Below are 18,167 nucleotides of genomic sequence, written 5' to 3'. Positions count from 1 at the left end.
AGTATGACAGCATCACCTGTCAGTTACCGCGAGATTATGCGATTTTCACGAATTGTCACCGGCTTTACCTGCGCATTTATGCTGCAAGCGCAGGCTGCGCCCGTCGAAGACTATACCCAATATTTACCCGACGGCGCCAATCTGGCGCTGGTTGTGCAGAAAATTGGTGCCACAACGCCAGCTATCGACTATCACAGCCAACAGATGGCACTGCCCGCCAGCACCATGAAAGTGATCACCGCTCTCGCCGCGTTGTTACAACTCGGACCGGATTATCGCTTTCATACACAACTGGAAAGTAAAGGCAGTGTGAGCGGCGATACACTTCGCGGCGATCTGGTGGCTCGTTTTGGTGGCGATCCCACCCTGACACGTCAGGATGTGCGTAATATGGTTACCGCACTGAGAAAACAAGGTGTGGAACACATTGATGGCAACCTGGTCATTGATACGTCCGTTTTTGCCAGCCACGATAAAGCACCTGGCTGGCCGTGGAATGACATGACGCAATGCTTCAGTGCCCCACCCGGCGCTGCCATCGTTGATCGCAACTGCTTCTCAGTATCGCTTTATAGTGCACCAAACCCGGGTGATAAGGCGTTTATTCGCGTCGCATCTTACTATCCGGTCAATATGTTCAGCGAAGTCCGCACGCTGGCTAAAGGTTCTCCTGATGCACAGTATTGCGAGCTGGATGTGGTGCCCGGTGAGCTTAACCGCTTTACCCTTACGGGCTGTCTGACGCAGCGTTCTGAGCCATTACCGCTGGCTTTTGCCATCCAGGACGGTGCCAGTTACGCAGGCGCGATCCTCAAAGCTGAGCTGCAAAACGCCGGGATTGACTACACCGGCCACCTGGTCAGGCAGACTCAGGTAACACAGCCTGGCACTGTTCTGGCCGAAACCCAGTCAGCACCGCTGCATGACCTGCTAAAAATCATGCTGAAGAAGTCAGACAATATGATCGCTGACACCGTTTTCCGCACCATTGGCCATGAACGCTTTGGCGTGCCGGGTACATGGCGGGCAGGATCGGATGCCGTACGTCAGATCCTGCGTCAGAAGGCGAATATCGATCTGGGTAACAGCATTCAGGTCGATGGATCCGGGCTGTCGCGTCACGATCTGATCTCTCCGGCAACCATGATGCAGGTACTGCAATATATTGCGCAGAATGATGAGCAATTAAATTATATTTCGATGCTACCCTTAGCGGGTTATGACGGCACATTACGCTATCGCGGCGGTCTGCACGAAGCGGGTGTTGATGGCAAGGTATCAGCAAAAACGGGGTCTTTACAGGGTGTGTATAACCTGGCTGGCTTTATGACGACCGCCAGCGGACAACGTGTTGCCTTTGTGCAGTTCCTGTCAGGATACGCTGTGCCACCGGAAGATCAGCGCCAGCGCCGTATTCCTTTGGTTCGTTTCGAAAGCCGTTTGTATAAAGACGTTTATCAGAATAATTGAGCCAATGAAAATACTGATCGTTGAAGATGATACGCTCCTGCAACAGGGATTAACCCTCGCCCTGACGGGTGAAGGTTATGCTGTGGACTGTGCGGCCAGCGCCGCGCAGGCCATTGCGTATTTGAACAGCGGTCAGTACAGCCTGATTGTTCTGGATCTTGGGTTGCCGGATCGTGATGGTGCCGATCTGCTGCGGCAGTGGCGCAAAGAGCAGGTTAATTTGCCGGTGTTGATCCTGACAGCACGCGATGCATTATCTGACCGTGTTGACGGGCTGGATGCCGGAGCAGATGACTATCTGATCAAACCCTTTGCGCTGGTTGAGCTGAAAGCCCGCGTTCGTGCACTGATCCGACGCTATCAGGGAAGAAGCGATAACCTGTTGCAGCATGGCGATCTCGCACTTAATCTCTCTTCGCAACAGGTCGCCGTCGATAATCAGCCCGTCGAGGTGACACCTAAAGAGTTTTCTCTGTTAACGCGTTTGCTGATGCGCATCGGTCAAACGGTGCACCGGGAAACACTCCTGCAGGACCTCTACAGCTGGCAAGATGATACCGGCTCGAATACCCTTGAAGTCCATATTCATAATCTGCGGCGCAAGCTGGGTAAAGACCGGATTAAAACTGTGCGTGGCGTTGGCTATCGTCTGGAAGAACGCGCATGAACAGTATGCGTCGGCGTTTATTGATTATGCTGACGCTCATTTTGTTGAGTTGCCAGCTGATGAGCGCGCTCTGGCTGTGGCATGAAAGCCGTGAACAGATCAGTTTTCTGGTCAATGAGACCCTCTCTGCACACGCCCGTAATGACCAGGTAGAAAATGAAATCCGCGAGGCCATTGCCTCTCTGCTTCTGCCTTCGCTGGTGATGGTCTGCTTTACCCTGCTGCTTTCATTCTGGGCAATCAGCTGGATTATCCGCCCGCTGCGATCGCTTCAACAAAACCTGGTTACCCGCTCTGCTGACAATCTCTCTCCCCTGCCGCTGCATTCAGAAATGGATGAAATTGTGGCGGTCACAGGGGCGTTAAACCAGCTACTGGGCCGCCTTGATAATACGCTACAGCAGGAGCGGCTGTTCACCGCTGATGCGGCACACGAGCTACGTACGCCGCTGGCAGGTCTGCGGTTACACCTTGAACTGCTGGAGCAGGAAGGGGTAAAACAGGGGCCGATGCTGGTTGAGCGAATCGATCAACTGATGCATGTTATTGAGCAGCTCCTGATGTTGTCACGCGCCGGTCAGGCCCTGGCCAGCGGCCATTATCAGACACTGAACTGGCATGATGTCATTGACCCGCTGCGCCAGGAAATGGATGAACTACTGGCCCTGCGTCAGCAGCATCTTATTGTCAGCAGCACGACAATACGCACGGTACAAGGCGATGCCATCTTGCTGAGGCTGATGCTGCGTAACCTGCTGGAGAATGCCTCACGTTACAGTCCAGAGGGCAGCACGATTACGTTGCTGGTGGAAGATGATGAAGCCGGAAGCCGGGTCAGTGTCCACGATGAAGGCTCCGGCATTGATGCCAGTATGGTAAATGATGCCATCAAAGCCTTCCGTCGGATGGATCGTCGCTATGGTGGTAGCGGACTTGGCCTGAATATCGTCCAGCGCATTGTGCAAATCCATCGTGGGCACCTCAGTCTGACGAACCGTAGCGATCGCAGTGGCCTCAAGGCCAGCTGCTGGTTACCCCATCAGCTTGACTAAACGTTTCCTGCTACCCGCCTAAAACCCTCTGTTATCCCACGGGCATCTAATCAGCAATGCTTACCTTTTATGTGGATTCCTCTGGCATGCCTTTTCACAGGTAATGGCAGCACGGCTTGCGTACAGCATCCACCGTGTAAGGATGTCTTTACGATAATTAAATTAATTTACCTTTATTGACACTCCACAATAATCGACGTAGTTTACTGCACCTGAAAGCAAATGATAATAGTTATTACTACGTTTATCATTTAAATAAGGATGCCCAATGGAATCGTTAACGTCAGAAAGTACGCTACAGTTTGCCTCACAGGCAGCCGCCAGTGGTTTTTTCTTTATGTCTCCCTGGCGCAGTCTGGCAGCACAGGGCTGCTTTACCACCGTCACCACCCCTGCATTCGGTGGCGAGGCGCTACAAAGCGGATTTCAACATGAAATCCGGCAACGATTCCTTGATGCGAAACGCCAGGGAATTGCTCACCCCGTCCTCGTCGGGGCGATCCCCTTCGATGCCAGCCAGCCTTCTTCCCTGTTTATCCCCGAATCCAGCCAGTACTTCGATGGCAAGGCGTATCTGCAACAAATGGGCGCGCCAAAGAGTGAGCTTCCTGACGTCATGCGCCGTACTGCTCTGCCGGAGCAGGACGCCTTTATGCAGATGGTCGCCCAGGCCATTGAAGCGACCACAACGAAGCAGTTGGACAAAGTGGTGCTGTCACGCCTGATGGAAATCGTCACTACCGAGAAGATCGATATTGCCAACCTGATGACGCGCCTGATGACGCAGAATCCTGGAAGCTATAACTTCCACGTTGCACTTCCGGAAGGCGGTTCGTTGCTGGGGGCCAGCCCGGAGTTGTTGATGCGCAAGCATGACAGCCGCTATTACACCCATCCACTGGCCGGTTCGGCGCGTCGTGAAAGCGATGAGCAGAAAGATCGTCAGGCCGGGCAACAGCTGATGGCATCTACCAAGGATCGCTACGAACACAAGCTGGTGACCGATGCCATGCGCGATGTGCTGCAACCCCGCAGCGTTTACCTCGCCCTGCCAGCGACCCCGGAGCTGTTGACCACCTCAACACTCTGGCATCTGGGCACCGCAATTGAAGGTGAGGTGAGCCAGAAAGCAGATACAGCCCTGTCACTGGCCTGCCTGCTGCATCCAACGCCGGCGCTGAGCGGCTTCCCGCATACCACTGCCCAGAAACTGATTGCTGAACTGGAACCGTTCAATCGGGGCCTCTTTGGCGGCATCGTCGGCTGGTGCGATGAGCACGGCAACGGTGAATGGGTCGTCACCATCCGCTGCGGCAAAGTGAACGGTAACCGCGTTCGCCTGTTTGCCGGTGCCGGTATCGTTCCGGCTTCCAGCCCGGAATCCGAATGGCGGGAAACCGGCGTCAAATTGAACACCATGCTACGGGCTTTTGGCCTGAACTAAAGAGTGCTGTCATGACCATCCCTTATTCTCGCTGGCCGGACGATCTGGCCACACAGTATCGCGCTAAAGGTTACTGGCTGGATCTGCCGTTAACGGACATTCTGCAACGTCACGCTGACAGCAGCACCGTAGCCGTGATTGACGGCACACGCCATTATCGCTACCACGAGCTGGCACAGCAGTCCGATCGCCTGGCTGCCTCGCTGCAACGCCGTGGTCTGAAGTCAGGTGACACGGCACTGGTACAACTGGGTAACATTGCGGAATTCTACGTCACCTTTTTTGCCTTGCTGAAAATTGGCGTCGCCCCTGTTAACGCACTCTTCAGCCATCAGCGCAACGAACTGAGCGCCTATGCGCTGCAAATTCAACCCGTGCTGCTGATTGCCGACCGCCAGCACAGCCTGTTTAGCAACGATGATTACCTCAATCAGCTCCGGCAGGATTTCCCGGCGCTGAAGGTCGTGGCATTACACAATGAGAACAGTGTTGCACTTTCACTGTCAGGCCTGATTGACGCAGATGCTGGCGATTTTATTGCCAGCCCCTCTGCTGCCGATGAAGTGGCCTTCTTCCAGCTCTCCGGCGGCAGTACCGGAACACCGAAACTGATCCCGCGTACCCACAATGATTATTACTACAGCATTCGTGGCAGCGTTGAGATCTGTGAATTCAACGCGCAGACCCGTTATCTGAATGCCCTGCCCGCCGCCCATAACTATGCGATGAGCTCACCAGGTTCCCTCGGCGTGTTCTACGCGGGTGGCTGTGTCGTGATGGCGAACGATCCCAGTGCCAACCTCTGCTTCCCGTTGATTGAACAACATCAGGTTAACGTAGCTGCACTGGTGCCACCGGCCGTCAGCCTGTGGTTACAGGCGATACAGGAATGGGGCAGCAACCGTGCACTGACATCGCTAACACTGCTACAGGTTGGCGGTGCCAAACTCAGTGAATCACTGGCCTCACGCATCCAGAAAGAAATTGGCTGCCAGCTCCAGCAGGTGTTTGGCATGGCCGAAGGTCTGGTGAACTACACCCGTCTGGACGATGACCAGCAGCATATTCTCACTACGCAGGGCCGTCCGATCTCTGACGACGACGAGGTTTGGGTCGCGGATGAGCATGGTCAGCCACTGCCTGCGGGAGAAACCGGCCGCCTGATGACGCGCGGCCCTTATACCTTCCGTGGTTACTACAATAGCCCGGAGCACAATGCTGCCAGCTTCGATGATCAGGGTTTCTACTGCTCCGGCGATCTGATCGCCATCGCAGCAGACGGCTACATCACCGTTCAGGGGCGCGAGAAGGATCAGATCAACCGCGGTGGCGAAAAGATCGCAGCGGAAGAGATCGAAAACCTGCTGCTGCGCCATGAGGACGTGATCCATGCTGCGCTGGTATCCATGGAAGACAACCTGATGGGTGAGAAAAGCTGTGCGTTTATTGTCGCGCGTCGTGCGCTAAAACCGGTGGTCTTACGTCGTCATCTGCGTGAACTGGGCGTGGCCGAATTCAAACTGCCGGATCGCATTGAATGTGTCGATGAGCTACCGCTCACCCCGGTGGGAAAAGTGGACAAAAAACGCCTGCGCCAGCAGCTGGCCACTCAGCAGAACGGATAATTTTCAGGAGAGAGTCATGGCTATTCCAACGTTAAATTCTTACGCGCTGCCAACCGCAGCCGAACTACCTGCCAACAAAGTGAACTGGGCCTTTGAACCGGCGCGTGCCGCGTTACTGATCCACGATATGCAGGAGTATTTTCTCAATTTTTGGGGTGAAGACAGCCCGCTGATTGAACAAGTCGTCGCCAATATTGCCCGGTTACGCGAATACTGCAAATCCCAGGGGATCCCGGTGTTCTACACCGCACAGCCCAATGAGCAAAGTGCTGAAGATCGCGCTCTGCTAAACGACATGTGGGGGCCTGGCCTCAACAAACATCCTGATCAGCAGAAAGTCGTGGCTGCACTGGCACCGGATGAACATGACCAGGTGCTGGTGAAATGGCGTTACAGCGCATTTCACCGCTCACCGCTGGAGTCAATCCTGAATGAAACCGGCCGCGACCAGCTGATTATCTGTGGCGTATATGCTCACATTGGCTGTCTGACCACCGCGACCGACGCATTTATGCGCAACATCAAGCCATTTATGGTGGCTGACGCCCTGGCAGACTTCAGCCGCGAAGAACATATGATGTCGCTAACCTATACCGCAGGTCGCAGCGGCCGCGTTGTCATGACGGAAACACTGCTCCCACTGCCACAAAGCAAAGAGCAGCTACGTGCCGTGGTCCTGCCACTGTTGGATGAAGACAGCGATGACCTCCTTGATAGCGAAAATCTGGTGGATTATGGACTGGATTCGGTGCGCATGATGGCGCTGGCAGCCCGCTGGCGCCAGGTGCATAGCGATATCGACTTCATCGCCCTGGCAAAAAATCCCAGTATTGATGGCTGGTGGGCACTGCTGTCGAGGGAGCCTGCGTAATGTCATGCCGTTTTGACTTTAGCAATAAACAGGTGTGGATCACCGGCGCGGGCCAGGGGATTGGTTATCATACTGCGCTGGCATTTGTTGCTGCGGGTGCCTCTGTGGTGGGATTTGATAAGCAGTTTTCGCAAAGCGATTACCCCTTCCAGCGCGCCATTGTCGATATTTCCGATGCCGAACAGGTGAAACGTGTCTGTCAGCGCCTGCTGTCAGATACACCCCGCCTGGATGTGCTGGTGAATGCCGCCGGTATTTTACGTACTGGCAGCACCGAGGAACTCGCGGTGGAGGACTGGCAGGCCTGCATGGCCGTCAACGCCGGGGGGGCATTCAATCTGTTCCAGCAAACACTGCCGCTGTTCCGTCAGCAACGTGCCGGCGCGATTGTGACGGTGGCCTCCAATGCAGCACACGCGCCGCGTATCGGTATGTCAGCTTACGGTGCTTCAAAAGCAGCCCTGCGCAGCCTGTGCCTCACTGTCGGGCTGGAAATGGCTCCCTTTGGTGTCCGCTGCAATATAGTGTCTCCAGGCTCCACAGACACCGCGATGCAACGCAGCCTGTGGCATAAACCGGAAGACGAGCAGCAGATGATCGCCGGCTACCCCGATCAGTACAAACTGGGTATTCCGTTGCAGAAAATTGCCCAGCCTCAGGAAATCGCCAACACGGTATTGTTCCTCGCCTCTGACAGCGCCAGTCATATTGTGATGCAGGATATTGTTGTCGATGGTGGAGCCACTCTGGGTGCCTGATATGTGGAAACGACAAAGTAGCCTGACTGAACTAAATCAGATGGCAGAAGGTACGCTGATTGCCGGGTTAGGGATGGTCTTTACCCGGCTGGAGCCTGACTGGCTGGAAGCCACTATGCCCATGGATGCCCGCACACAGCAGCCGTTTGGGCTGCTGCACGGTGGTGCCTCAGTGACGTTGGCAGAATCGCTGGGGTCAATGGCAGGCTGGCTCTGCTCGCAGCCGGGTCAGAACGTGGTAGGCATTGAAGTCAGCGCCAGCCATCTGCGTGCGGTCTATAGCGGAACCGTACGCGGCGTCTGCCGGGCGCTTCACAGCGGCAGTATGAATCAGGTCTGGCAGATTGAGATTATGAATGCGCAGGATCAGCTGTGCTGTATTGCACGACTGACAACCGCCATTATCGGCTAAAGCACAGATGTGCGGTGCCACATGGGAATAACCGTGATTAAGCACAAAAAAATAGGGCGCCAGTGGCACCCTATTTTTTTAGCAAAGATTAACGCTGATAGACGGTTTCGACACCTTCTTCGTCGTCTTCGTCCCAGTCGTCATCCCAGTCATCATCTTCTTCTTCAACTTCTGGCTGGGTTTCTTCCAGCTGCTGACGATGATAGTCATCCCACATGAATTCCACTTTCTCTGGCTGTTTCGCTTCCAGTTCAGCTTCTTTCGGGTTAGCAATGATGAAGGACATCAGGTCCCAGCACAGTGCGTTAACGCCTGAGCGGTTTGCCGCAGAGATCAGATAGTATTTCTCTGTCCATCCCAGAGCGTCTGCAATGGCTTTAGCACGCGATGCGGCTTCTTCTTCATCCAGCAGGTCCACTTTGTTGAACACCAGCCAGCGTGGCTTCTGGAACAGCTTATCGCTGTATTTCTCCAGCTCAGCCAGGATGATGCGCGCGTTTTCAATCGGATCGCTTTCGTCGATCGGTGCCAGATCGATGGTGTGTAACAGAACACGGCAACGCTCAAGGTGTTTAAGGAAGCGAATACCCAGACCTGCACCATCCGAAGCCCCTTCGATCAGACCCGGGATATCGGCAATAACAAAGCTCTGCTCGCTGTCCATACGAACAACACCGAGGCTTGGCACCAGAGTGGTAAACGGATAATCCGCCACTTTAGGTTTCGCAGCAGAAACAGCGCGAATAAAGGTCGATTTACCTGCGTTAGGCAGGCCGAGCATACCCACGTCAGCCAGCAGCATCAGTTCCAGCTGTAAATCACGCTTTTCACCCGGCGTACCCATGGTTTTCTGGCGTGGGGTACGGTTAACGGATGACTTGAAACGGGTGTTGCCCAGACCGTGCCAACCGCCTTTAGCGACCATCATCTTCTGCTGATGATGCGTCATATCACCGAGGGTTTCACCGGTTCCCTGGTCAATAATGCGCGTTCCGACGGGTACTTTAACAACGATGTCCACACCGCGTTTACCGGTACAGTCACGGCTTTGGCCGTTCTGCCCACGTTCAGCACGGAAGGATTTTTCAAAACGATAGTCGATCAGAGTATTCAGGTTTTCGTCGGCCTGCATATACACATCGCCGCCATCGCCACCATCACCACCGTCCGGACCGCCACGAGGGATATATTTCTCACGACGGAAGCTCACGCAGCCGTTACCGCCATCGCCAGCCACTACCAGGATCGTCGCTTCATCAACAAACTTCATTTTACTTCTCCGTCACTCATACGCCCGTGGCCCGATGCAGGTGGCACCGGAACGGGATTGCTCCGCCGTGGCCATAAGCGATGACCAATTGCGGAAAACATGGCGCCTGACACCACAACGATTGCTCCGACAAACCCTAAGGTATTGAGTTGTGGGATGGCAAAAAAGTCGGGCCAGCCAAGCGATAAAAATTCTGAAAACAGCAGGGTAAAAAGTGGCGTTAGCGTCACAATTGCGCTGACCTGAGCCGCCTGCCAGCGTGCGTAGGCTTCCGCCAGTGCGCCGTAACCCACAAGGGTATTCAGCACACAAAAAATCAGGCATCCAAGCTGCCATCTGTCCAGTTGCCACACCAGATCGGTGTGCGCAAAAGGCAATAACGTCACTGCACATAAAGTGTACAGCAAAAACAGGATCTGCTGCGAGCCGAGTCGACGCAACAAAATTTTTTGCGTCACGCCATAAACCACCCACACCAGTGCTGCACTGACGCCCAGAATCACACCCCAGGTGTAATTGGTCAGACGGGTAAAGATTTCCACCAGGCTGGTATTAAAAAACATCACCAACCCGCACAGCAGCATACAGACACCGATAATCTGGCTGCCGCGCATCTTTTCTTTCAGGATAAAGACGCTGGCAAGCATCATACCAGGAGGGGCCAACTGGGCAATCACCTGGGACGCAGTCGGGCTGAGATACTGCAATGAAGAGCCAAACAAGATGAAATTGCCCACCAGTCCGGCGGTAGCGATCATCACCCACAGCATCCAACGCGGGTGTCGGAAGAAATCACGCGGCGGCAACTGACGTTTCAAGGCCAGAATCGTGCCCAAGCCTAACGCTGCGAGAAAAAAACGATAGAACACCACAGTGAACGGATCCATCACCTGCAGCACCACTTTCATCGCAATGGGTAACGAACCCCAGCTCATGGCGGTAACCAGCGCAAGCGCAATACCCATTCCAGCCTGTTGTTTGATGACTGACATCAGTGTTCCCTGGCAGAATGTAAAAAGCCCCGCAGTCTAGTGCGGGGCTTTTATTTTCGCAGCAGTGAACGGCTTAACAGCCGTTCCGCGGCACGAAAACCTAATTACTCAGCAACGATGCTGATGTATTTACGGTTGTTCGGGCCTTTAACTTCGAATTGGACCTTGCCGTTTGCAGTTGCAAACAGGGTGTGGTCACGACCGCAGCCTACGTTGGTGCCCGCGTGGAATTTGGTGCCACGCTGACGAACGATGATGCTACCAGCCAGTACAGATTCGCCGCCGAAGCGTTTTACGCCTAGACGTTTTGCGTTGGAGTCACGACCGTTACGGGTCGAACCACCAGCTTTCTTATGTGCCATTTGTCAGGTCTCCTGTTATGCGCTGATGCCAGTGATCTTCACATCAGTGAACCACTGACGGTGACCCTGCTGCTTACGGTAATGCTTACGACGACGGAACTTAACAATCTTGATCTTGTCGCCACGACCGTGAGCTACGATTTCAGCCTTGATCACGCCACCTGAAACTAAAGGTGCGCCGATTTTAACGTCTTCGCCGTTAGCAATCATCAGAACCTGGTCGAATTCAACGACTTCGCCGGTTGCGATGTCCAGCTTTTCCAGGCGAATGGTTTGACCTTCGCTTACTCGGTGTTGTTTACCACCACTTTGGAAAACCGCGTACATATAAACTCCGCTTCGCGCTTGCCTTCTTTGATTTCAGGCTGCGCTATAAATATTCACAATAGGGCGCGAATTCTACGCAACTTCGCAGGTAAAGACAAGAGCCTGTTTCGCTCTATTGCAGAAAAAAAACGCAACGTGAATGGGGACGTTTCACCGCCGCGTTTTTCAAGTACAATCTGTCATACATTTCATGCCACTGGCACGGTAAAGGCGCTTATCATAGCAGCGAACTGAGCGATAGCTGAACAGACTGATGAACTTAGAACAGATAAATGAACTCACCGCGCAAGATATGGCGGACGTCAATGCGACAATACTCGACCAGCTGAACTCGGATGTATCCCTCATCAATCAGCTGGGCTATTACATTATCAGTGGCGGAGGTAAGCGTATCCGTCCGATGATCGCTGTGCTTGCAGCACGCGCCATCAATAATTACGAAGGTAAACAACACATTACCGTCGCGGCGTTGATCGAATTCATTCATACCGCCACGCTGCTACACGATGACGTCGTGGATGAATCAGATATGCGCAGAGGTAAAGCCACTGCGAATGCCGCGTTTGGCAATGCTGCCAGCGTGCTGGTCGGTGATTTTATCTACACTCGCTCTTTCCAGATGATGACCAGCCTCGGCTCACTGAGAGTTCTGGCTCTGATGTCTGAAGCGGTCAATGTGATTGCGGAAGGCGAAGTCTTGCAGTTGATGAACTGTAATGACCCGGACATCACCGAAGAAAGCTACATGCGCGTCATTTACAGCAAAACCGCACGCCTGTTCGAAGCAGCAGCACAGTCCTCGGCCATTTTGGCAGGTGCCAACGCGGAACAAGAGCGGGCTTTGCAGGATTACGGCCGCTTCATCGGTACCGCATTCCAGCTCATCGATGATCTGCTGGATTACAGTGCCGATGGCAAAACGCTCGGTAAAAACGTGGGTGATGACCTGAGTGAAGGCAAACCGACACTGCCGTTATTGCACGCCATGCGTAACGGAACACCGCAGCAAGCCAGCATGATTCGTACTGCGATTGAAGAAGGTAACGGACGCCATTTACTGGAACCTGTTCTGGAAGCAATGCACCAGTGTGGCTCACTGGAATGGACGCGCAATGCCGCGGAACAAGAAGCAGATAAAGCCATAACGGCTCTGAAAGCCCTGCCTGAATCACCATGGCGGAGTGCGCTCGAAGCCCTCGCACACATGTCAGTTCAGCGCGAATTCTAATGCCATAAATTGAACAGAAAGCACGCCCCACCCGTGCTTTCTGTTTTTTCGTCTGCCCTTCCAATAAAATTTCTCACGCACTCCCCCTTAAAACCTCGTCCTTAATCCTTAATTTTGCGTAGCGTTACGCAAAAAAACAGTTATGCCCGAATTTTATTGGAATTTAATGGAAGTTATTTGCTATAAACATCCTGTTATTGCTAAATATAACAATTTGCTTTATCAGAATAAAACTTACATCAGGGTGTAGTTGATGACAGCAATCTGCTCCCTGTTTTCCAAAAGTGCCCATGGAGGATAAGCACATGAAACACCCTCAGCAAGACTGGCACCCTGCCGATATCATTGCCGGACTGCGCAAAAAAGGAACCACTCTCGCCGCCCAATCCAGACTGGCAGGCTTAAGCTCATCGACGTTAGCGAATACGTTGAGCCGACCCTGGCCTAAAGGAGAGTGGCTGATCGCCGATGCCCTGAACGTGCATCCGGCAGAAATCTGGCCCAGCCGCTACTACGATCCAAAAACACATCAACTTATCGATCGTAAGAAGCTGATCCGCAGTTAAAAAAAAGGGCCGGTATTCAATACCGACCCTTTTTTATTGCGGAAAAATCACTCTTCGCCGCTGATGCGCTGAATATTTGCACCAAGTGCCATCAGCTTATCTTCAATGTGCTCATAACCACGGTCAATGTGATAGATACGATCAACCAGAGTCGTACCTTCAGCAATACAGCCTGCCAGCACCAGACTGGCCGAAGCACGCAGATCGGTCGCCATCACCTGAGCACCCGAAAGCTTCTCTACGCCATGGCAAATCAGCGTATTGCTCTCAATTTCACCGTGCGCACCCATACGAACCAGCTCCGGCACATGCATGAATCGGTTCTCGAAAATGGTCTCAGTAATCACGCCCGTACCTTCTGCCACCAGATTCAACAGGCTAAACTGCGCCTGCATATCAGTCGGGAAACCTGGGTGTGGTGCCGTGCGCAAGTTCACCGCTTTTGGCCGCTTACCGTGCATATCCAGGCTGATCCAGTCGCTACCCACTTCAATATCCGCACCGGCTTCACGCAGTTTAGCCAGCACAGCATCCAGTGTATCCGGTTGAGCTGCACGACAAACCACTTTACCGCCAGAGATCGCCGCCGCCACCAGGAATGTCCCGGTCTCGATACGGTCAGGCAACACGCGATAGACACCACCACCCAGGCGTTCTACGCCTTCGATAGTAATACGATCGCTGCCAGCGCCAGTGATTTTCGCACCCAGCGTATTCAGGAAGTTTGCGGTATCAACAATTTCTGGCTCACGCGCAGCATTTTCAATAACCGTTGTTCCGGTTGCCAGCGTTGCGGCGCTCATGATGGTGACGGTAGCGCCTACGCTGACCTTATCCATCACAATGTGCGCACCCTTCAGGCGACCATTAACCGAGGCTTTCACATAACCTTCTTCCAGCTTAATCTCTGCGCCAAGTTGTTCCAGCCCCGTGATATGCAGGTCAACGGGACGGGCACCGATGGCGCAGCCGCCAGGCAGTGATACCTGCCCCTGGCCAAAACGTGCCACCAGCGGCCCCAAGGCCCAGATAGAAGCACGCATGGTCTTCACCAGGTCGTAAGGCGCACAGAAAATATTGACGTCACTGGCATCAAGATGCACGGAACCATTACGTTCAGCCTTCACACCCAACTGACTGAGCAGTTTCATGGTGGTATCGATGTCCTTCAGTTTCGGGACATTCTGAATCTCTACTGGCTCTTCAGCCAGCAAAGCAGCGAACAGGATCGGTAATGCGGCGTTTTTAGCCCCGGAAATTGTGACTTCACCACTCAGGCGGGTCGGACCCTGTACACGAAATTTATCCATTGCAACTGCTCTCTGTTGTCAGTCAAAAAATCTGCTGTTCAGACTCTCACCACGCCAAACGTGGCGAACGCTGCACAGCTTAAAAACCGTTTAGTTTACGGTCACGCGCCCACTCTTCAGGGGTATAAGTCTTGATGGAAACCGCATGAATACGGTTATCCGCGATGTAAGCCATCAGGGGTGCATAGACCGTCTGCTGCTTCTTAACACGGCTCAGTTCGCCGAACAGTTCACCGACGGCAATAACCTGGAAATGGCTGCCATCACCAGTAACGTGGACTTCCTGCAGCGGTAACGCGCCCATCAGCACGGACTGAATTTCACTATTTTCCATGATGCTTTCAAATTCACTTGATAATAAACAGGCACACATCTTAGTGGAATCCGCCCCACTCTTAAACAAGCAAAAAATGCCAGAAGCAGTAGTAAAAGACTAAATGAGAATGGATAACAATACGGAGGCAGGATGAAAGAGGAACCGGCGCACCAGTTCCTGAAGTAAAAATGAGCAAACTCAAGGTGTTCCGCTGTCGCTCCGCGGCGCATCGATTCTGGCGGCTTAGTCGCTGCCGACAATAATTTTCTGCAGGTTATAGAGCGTGATCAGCGAACTGAGTTTATCGGTGATGCCGATAAACTGCGGAACTCTTCCACGCTGTATCGCGATCTGCCGGAGATGGACCAGCAATGCCAGCCCACCGGAATCGACGCGATCCAGCCCGGAAACATCAATCGTTTCGACCCACTGCATCACCGCTTCCCGCTGCTGCCAAAGTGGCAACAGCGTTTCACGTTCCAACTCCCCGAAGAGACGCAGATGATCCGTCTCTACCTCCCAACGCAGTTGTTCGCTCATTACGACTGCTTATTCAATGAAATCGGCTGCTGCGAGTAGGACTTCAACAGCGCCGTCAGGCCGTCGATGCCTTTCGTACGCAGGGTGTCACTCCATTCGTTCTGCTTGGTCGTGATCATACTTACACCTTCCGCAATCATGTCATAAGCCTGCCAGTGATTAGTGACGCTGTTTTTACGCCACTGGAAATCCAGTCGTACCGGCGGGCGGCCATTGGGGTCGATGATGGTCACACGAATAGCAATAATATTGGCATCCCCCAGCGGCTGAGGCGGAGCAATCTGGTATGTTTGTCCGTTGTACATCGCCAGTGCCTGGCCATAAGCCTGTGCAAGATAGTCACCGAAGGCTTTGAAATAGGCATCACGCTGTGCCGGCGTGGCCTCTTTGTAGTAACGACCAAGTACCAGCGCCCCGGCGTATTTGATCTGCACATACGGCAGCAGTTCTTCACGAACGATCTGACGCAGATAGTTAGGATCCTGCTTAATTTTCGGTTGTTCACTCTTCAGCCGGGTAAAGGTTTTCGCAGCTGCTTCGTTCATTAATTTATAAGGATCGGTCTGATCCGCTGCGGCATTGGCTGCCACTGGCGCGATTACCAGCATCGCCACCATCAGTAAACGTTTAAACATTACTTGCCCTCTTCTGGAGTTGTCGCCGCCGGGGCGGGCACTGAGGCCGGCTCGTCACCCGACGCAGATGAATTTTGTTTTTTGTCGTCACCATCGCCGCTTTTGTACAGGAACTGTCCGATCAGATCTTCAAGTACCATAGCGGATTTGGTGTCCTGCAAGGTGCTGCCATCTTTAAGCGTAGCAGTTCCCATTTCCGGGTCATCAAACCCGATATTCAGGGCCAGATATTGCTCACCCAGCAGACCGGAGGTGCGCACAGCCAGAGAACTGGTGTCAGGGATATTGTTATATTTATCTTCAATATCCATCGTGACCTTCGGTGAGTAGTTTTTCGGGTCAAGGGTAATGTCTTCAACCCGGCCAATGACGACGCCACCGACTTTCACCGGCGATCCTGCTTTCAGACCACCAATATTGTCAAAAGTAGCATACAGCTTCCAGGTCGGTTCATTGCCCAGTGACTTCAGGTCGGCAACGCGTAGACAGAGAAAAATAATCGCGCACAGCGCCAGCAGTAAAAAGGCACCTACCCAAATCTCGCTTTTTTTCGTTTGCATTGAATCAGTTCCCAAACATCAGTGCTGTAAGCACAAAATCCAGACCGAGCACTGCCAGTGAAGCATGTACTACGGTACGCGTCGTTGCCCGACTGATCCCTTCAGAAGTCGGAATGGCGTCATAGCCGTTAAACAGCGCAATCCAGGTGACCGTCACCGCAAAAACGGCGCTCTTGATTACGCAGTTGATAAGATCCGTGCGCAGGTCGACTGCATTCTGCATCGCTGACCAGAAGAATCCAGGATCGATACCTTTCCAGCTGACCCCCACCAGCCCACCGCCAAGAATACCCACCGCGACAAAAATCAGGGTAAGCAACGGCATACTGATGACACCCGCCCAGAAGCGCGGAGAGATAATGCGCCGCAGAGGATCAACCGCCATCATTTCCATGCTGGAAAGCTGCTCAGTGGCTTTCATCAGGCCAATTTCTGCTGTCAGTGCTGAACCGGCACGCCCGGCGAACAGTAACGCGGTGACAACCGGCCCCAGTTCGCGCAGCAGCGACAGTGCAACCATCATGCCCAGGCCTGTTTCGGCACTGTATGTCTTCAGCACCAGATAACCCTGCAGGCCAAGCACCATGCCGATAAACAGCCCGGAGACCACGATAATTAATAACGACATCACGCCAACGCTATACAACTGTTTTATCAGCAATGGCGCATGTTTACGAAAGCGAGGAATGCCAAACAGTGCATGGAATAACATCAACCCTGCACGGCCAAAGGAGGCGCAGGTATTAATGCCCGTTCGCCCAAGTGACGTCAGTGCTCTTAGAAACATCAGTCTCTCACCCTCCCTGAGCCGACTAAATCTTGCAGATAATCCCCCGCCGGGAAACGGAATGGCACGGGCCCGTCAGCAATGCCATCAATAAACTGACGCACGCGAGCATCATCATTTTCACGTAACTGCGGGGCTGTCCCCTGCGCAATCACTTTTTGATCGGCAATAATATACGCATAATCGGCAATGCTCAGCACTTCTGGGACATCGTGAGAAACCACAATACAGGTAACACCTAAAGCGTGATTAAGCTCATCGATTAACTTCACCAGCACGCCCATGGTAATCGGATCCTGCCCGACAAACGGTTCGTCGAACATAATCAAATCGGGTTCGAGAGCAATCGCACGGGCCAGAGCTGCACGCCGCGCCATTCCGCCAGACAGTTCAGAGGGTTTCAGATTGGCGGCACCGCGTAATCCCACGGCTTCCAGTTTCATCATCACCGTACTGTTCAGCAAGGGCTCTGGGAGCCGGGAATGTTCACGCAGCGGCCATGCAACGTTGTCAAAGACACTGAGATCGGTAAACAGCGCACCTGACTGAAACAGCATACTCATCTTTTTACGCGCTTCGTAAAGACGCGAACGCGACAGCGCGGGAATGTTCTCACCATTGAACCAGATTTCACCGCTGTCAGGCGGGATCTGCCCACCTATCAGCCGTAACAACGTGGTTTTACCAATGCCGGATGGCCCCATAATGGCGGTGACTTTCCCTTTGGGCACCGTAAGCGAGATGTTATCGAAAATCGGACGGTTGCCACGGGAGAAACTCACACCCCGGACATCCACCAGATTCGTCTCCGCCTGGCTCATAGTTACCTCTATCTTTATTTTTAGGCGATTAATTTACCCCCGATAGTAACGTATTACCCTCCGGGCCGGGCATTTTTACAGAATCTTACCTCTGTGACGTAGCTAAAGTTGGCATAAGTTTTACTTTTTGCTTTGAGACCGTCAAAATCACTGC

21 protein-coding genes are annotated in these 18,167 nt (G+C 53.3%); 10 read left to right on the top strand and 11 right to left on the bottom strand.

Going from position 1 to position 18,167, the window contains the following annotated elements; translation table 11 throughout:
* Window positions 1–36: 36 nt before the first annotated feature.
* The 8 genes from dacB to WH279_RS06900 all read left to right on the top strand — a co-directional run bounded on the left by dacB (window position 37) and on the right by WH279_RS06900 (window position 8,299).
* Window positions 37–1,470 (top strand): serine-type D-Ala-D-Ala carboxypeptidase, encoded by a 1,434-nt coding sequence (gene dacB / locus WH279_RS06935; RefSeq protein WP_339456231.1) that lies wholly within the window; start codon window positions 37–39, stop codon window positions 1,468–1,470.
* A gap of 4 nt (window positions 1,471–1,474) precedes the next feature.
* The gene (pmrA, locus tag WH279_RS06930; RefSeq protein WP_200642738.1) at window positions 1,475–2,137 is read left to right on the top strand and encodes a two-component system response regulator PmrA; all 663 of its coding nucleotides are present in this window, start codon (window positions 1,475–1,477) and stop codon (window positions 2,135–2,137) included.
* Entirely contained in the window at window positions 2,134–3,189 is a 1,056-nt protein-coding gene (gene pmrB / locus WH279_RS06925) for a two-component system sensor histidine kinase PmrB (protein WP_339455401.1), read from the top strand. The genes pmrA and pmrB overlap by 4 nt, the downstream gene beginning before the upstream one ends.
* A 268-nt stretch (window positions 3,190–3,457) precedes the next feature.
* On the top strand, window positions 3,458–4,633 hold the full coding sequence (locus WH279_RS06920; protein WP_339455400.1) for an isochorismate synthase: 1,176 nt from the start codon (window positions 3,458–3,460) through the stop codon (window positions 4,631–4,633).
* A gap of 11 nt (window positions 4,634–4,644) precedes the next feature.
* Window positions 4,645–6,258, top strand: coding sequence for a (2,3-dihydroxybenzoyl)adenylate synthase (locus WH279_RS06915; RefSeq protein WP_339455399.1), 1,614 nt, complete (start codon window positions 4,645–4,647; stop codon window positions 6,256–6,258).
* A 16-nt stretch (window positions 6,259–6,274) separates the two neighbouring features.
* Window positions 6,275–7,129: an isochorismatase family protein gene (locus WH279_RS06910; protein WP_339455398.1), complete on the top strand. Its 855-nt coding sequence runs from the start codon at window positions 6,275–6,277 to the stop codon at window positions 7,127–7,129.
* The gene (gene dhbA, locus WH279_RS06905; RefSeq protein WP_339455397.1) at window positions 7,129–7,887 is read left to right on the top strand and encodes a 2,3-dihydro-2,3-dihydroxybenzoate dehydrogenase; all 759 of its coding nucleotides are present in this window, start codon (window positions 7,129–7,131) and stop codon (window positions 7,885–7,887) included. The genes WH279_RS06910 and dhbA overlap by 1 nt, the downstream gene beginning before the upstream one ends.
* A gap of 1 nt (window position 7,888) precedes the next feature.
* The gene (locus tag WH279_RS06900; protein ID WP_339455396.1) at window positions 7,889–8,299 is read left to right on the top strand and encodes a hotdog fold thioesterase; all 411 of its coding nucleotides are present in this window, start codon (window positions 7,889–7,891) and stop codon (window positions 8,297–8,299) included.
* 88 nt (window positions 8,300–8,387) lie between these two features.
* On the opposite strand, the gene cgtA is transcribed toward WH279_RS06900, so the two are convergent.
* The 4 genes from cgtA to rplU all read right to left on the bottom strand — a co-directional run bounded on the left by cgtA (window position 8,388) and on the right by rplU (window position 11,250).
* Window positions 8,388–9,569, bottom strand: a complete 1,182-nt coding sequence (gene cgtA / locus WH279_RS06895; protein ID WP_133844069.1) for an Obg family GTPase CgtA — start codon at window positions 9,567–9,569, stop codon at window positions 8,388–8,390.
* Window positions 9,566–10,552, bottom strand: coding sequence for a DMT family transporter (locus WH279_RS06890; RefSeq protein ID WP_339456229.1), 987 nt, complete (start codon window positions 10,550–10,552; stop codon window positions 9,566–9,568). The genes cgtA and WH279_RS06890 overlap by 4 nt, the downstream gene beginning before the upstream one ends.
* A gap of 113 nt (window positions 10,553–10,665) precedes the next feature.
* On the bottom strand, window positions 10,666–10,923 hold the full coding sequence (rpmA, locus tag WH279_RS06885; RefSeq protein WP_013204035.1) for a 50S ribosomal protein L27: 258 nt from the start codon (window positions 10,921–10,923) through the stop codon (window positions 10,666–10,668).
* Between the two features lie 15 nt (window positions 10,924–10,938).
* Window positions 10,939–11,250 (bottom strand): 50S ribosomal protein L21, encoded by a 312-nt coding sequence (gene rplU / locus WH279_RS06880; RefSeq protein ID WP_133844071.1) that lies wholly within the window; start codon window positions 11,248–11,250, stop codon window positions 10,939–10,941.
* Window positions 11,251–11,503: 253 nt separating this feature from the next.
* Between rplU and ispB the strand changes: the two genes are divergently transcribed.
* Complete coding sequence (ispB, locus tag WH279_RS06875; RefSeq protein WP_339455395.1) at window positions 11,504–12,478, top strand: octaprenyl diphosphate synthase; 975 nt, start codon at window positions 11,504–11,506, stop codon at window positions 12,476–12,478.
* A gap of 305 nt (window positions 12,479–12,783) precedes the next feature.
* A complete protein-coding gene (locus WH279_RS06870) occupies window positions 12,784–13,044 on the top strand; it encodes a helix-turn-helix domain-containing protein (RefSeq protein ID WP_200642731.1) in 261 nt (86 codons plus the stop codon).
* A 47-nt stretch (window positions 13,045–13,091) separates the two neighbouring features.
* Here the strand turns inward: WH279_RS06870 and murA are convergent, their stop codons facing one another.
* The 7 genes from murA to mlaF all read right to left on the bottom strand — a co-directional run bounded on the left by murA (window position 13,092) and on the right by mlaF (window position 18,013).
* A complete protein-coding gene (gene murA, locus WH279_RS06865) occupies window positions 13,092–14,354 on the bottom strand; it encodes a UDP-N-acetylglucosamine 1-carboxyvinyltransferase (RefSeq protein WP_133844077.1) in 1,263 nt (420 codons plus the stop codon).
* A gap of 79 nt (window positions 14,355–14,433) precedes the next feature.
* Window positions 14,434–14,688 carry a BolA family iron metabolism protein IbaG gene (gene ibaG / locus WH279_RS06860; RefSeq protein ID WP_062744541.1) on the bottom strand — a complete coding sequence of 85 codons (255 nt, stop codon included), beginning with the start codon at window positions 14,686–14,688 and terminating at the stop codon, window positions 14,434–14,436.
* A gap of 225 nt (window positions 14,689–14,913) precedes the next feature.
* Complete coding sequence (mlaB, locus tag WH279_RS06855; protein ID WP_133844081.1) at window positions 14,914–15,210, bottom strand: lipid asymmetry maintenance protein MlaB; 297 nt, start codon at window positions 15,208–15,210, stop codon at window positions 14,914–14,916.
* On the bottom strand, window positions 15,210–15,845 hold the full coding sequence (mlaC, locus tag WH279_RS06850; RefSeq protein ID WP_133844083.1) for a phospholipid-binding protein MlaC: 636 nt from the start codon (window positions 15,843–15,845) through the stop codon (window positions 15,210–15,212). The genes mlaB and mlaC overlap by 1 nt, the downstream gene beginning before the upstream one ends.
* A complete protein-coding gene (mlaD, locus tag WH279_RS06845; protein WP_200642730.1) occupies window positions 15,845–16,405 on the bottom strand; it encodes an outer membrane lipid asymmetry maintenance protein MlaD in 561 nt (186 codons plus the stop codon). Before mlaD ends, mlaC begins: the two co-directional genes overlap by 1 nt.
* A gap of 4 nt (window positions 16,406–16,409) precedes the next feature.
* Window positions 16,410–17,192, bottom strand: a complete 783-nt coding sequence (gene mlaE, locus WH279_RS06840; protein WP_200642729.1) for a lipid asymmetry maintenance ABC transporter permease subunit MlaE — start codon at window positions 17,190–17,192, stop codon at window positions 16,410–16,412.
* Window positions 17,192–18,013, bottom strand: a complete 822-nt coding sequence (gene mlaF / locus WH279_RS06835) for a phospholipid ABC transporter ATP-binding protein MlaF (protein ID WP_200642728.1) — start codon at window positions 18,011–18,013, stop codon at window positions 17,192–17,194. Before mlaF ends, mlaE begins: the two co-directional genes overlap by 1 nt.
* Window positions 18,014–18,167 lie beyond the last annotated feature (154 nt).

This window comes from Erwinia sp. MYb375, from assembly GCF_037479175.1.
Taxonomy (GTDB): domain Bacteria; phylum Pseudomonadota; class Gammaproteobacteria; order Enterobacterales; family Enterobacteriaceae; genus Erwinia; species Erwinia rhapontici.
The sequence above is the reverse complement of the archived record's forward strand: the minus strand, read 5'-3'. Positions and strand labels throughout refer to the sequence as shown.

Excerpts from the sequence above, each read along its gene's own strand:
- dacB (WP_339456231.1), top strand. The coding sequence starts at position 37 with ATGCGATTTTCACGAATTGTCACCGGCTTTACCTGCGCATTTATGCTG.
- pmrA (WP_200642738.1), top strand. The coding sequence starts at position 1,475 with ATGAAAATACTGATCGTTGAAGATGATACGCTCCTGCAACAGGGATTA.
- pmrB (WP_339455401.1), top strand. The coding sequence starts at position 2,134 with ATGAACAGTATGCGTCGGCGTTTATTGATTATGCTGACGCTCATTTTG.
- WH279_RS06920 (WP_339455400.1), top strand. The coding sequence starts at position 3,458 with ATGGAATCGTTAACGTCAGAAAGTACGCTACAGTTTGCCTCACAGGCA.
- WH279_RS06915 (WP_339455399.1), top strand. The coding sequence starts at position 4,645 with ATGACCATCCCTTATTCTCGCTGGCCGGACGATCTGGCCACACAGTAT.
- WH279_RS06910 (WP_339455398.1), top strand. The coding sequence starts at position 6,275 with ATGGCTATTCCAACGTTAAATTCTTACGCGCTGCCAACCGCAGCCGAA.
- dhbA (WP_339455397.1), top strand. The coding sequence starts at position 7,129 with ATGTCATGCCGTTTTGACTTTAGCAATAAACAGGTGTGGATCACCGGC.
- WH279_RS06900 (WP_339455396.1), top strand. The coding sequence starts at position 7,889 with ATGTGGAAACGACAAAGTAGCCTGACTGAACTAAATCAGATGGCAGAA.
- cgtA (WP_133844069.1), bottom strand. The coding sequence starts at position 9,569 with ATGAAGTTTGTTGATGAAGCGACGATCCTGGTAGTGGCTGGCGATGGC.
- rpmA (WP_013204035.1), bottom strand. The coding sequence starts at position 10,923 with ATGGCACATAAGAAAGCTGGTGGTTCGACCCGTAACGGTCGTGACTCC.
- rplU (WP_133844071.1), bottom strand. The coding sequence starts at position 11,250 with ATGTACGCGGTTTTCCAAAGTGGTGGTAAACAACACCGAGTAAGCGAA.
- ispB (WP_339455395.1), top strand. The coding sequence starts at position 11,504 with ATGAACTTAGAACAGATAAATGAACTCACCGCGCAAGATATGGCGGAC.
- WH279_RS06870 (WP_200642731.1), top strand. The coding sequence starts at position 12,784 with ATGAAACACCCTCAGCAAGACTGGCACCCTGCCGATATCATTGCCGGA.
- murA (WP_133844077.1), bottom strand. The coding sequence starts at position 14,354 with ATGGATAAATTTCGTGTACAGGGTCCGACCCGCCTGAGTGGTGAAGTC.
- ibaG (WP_062744541.1), bottom strand. The coding sequence starts at position 14,688 with ATGGAAAATAGTGAAATTCAGTCCGTGCTGATGGGCGCGTTACCGCTG.
- mlaB (WP_133844081.1), bottom strand. The coding sequence starts at position 15,210 with ATGAGCGAACAACTGCGTTGGGAGGTAGAGACGGATCATCTGCGTCTC.
- mlaC (WP_133844083.1), bottom strand. The coding sequence starts at position 15,845 with ATGTTTAAACGTTTACTGATGGTGGCGATGCTGGTAATCGCGCCAGTG.
- mlaD (WP_200642730.1), bottom strand. The coding sequence starts at position 16,405 with ATGCAAACGAAAAAAAGCGAGATTTGGGTAGGTGCCTTTTTACTGCTG.
- mlaE (WP_200642729.1), bottom strand. The coding sequence starts at position 17,192 with ATGTTTCTAAGAGCACTGACGTCACTTGGGCGAACGGGCATTAATACC.
- mlaF (WP_200642728.1), bottom strand. The coding sequence starts at position 18,013 with ATGAGCCAGGCGGAGACGAATCTGGTGGATGTCCGGGGTGTGAGTTTC.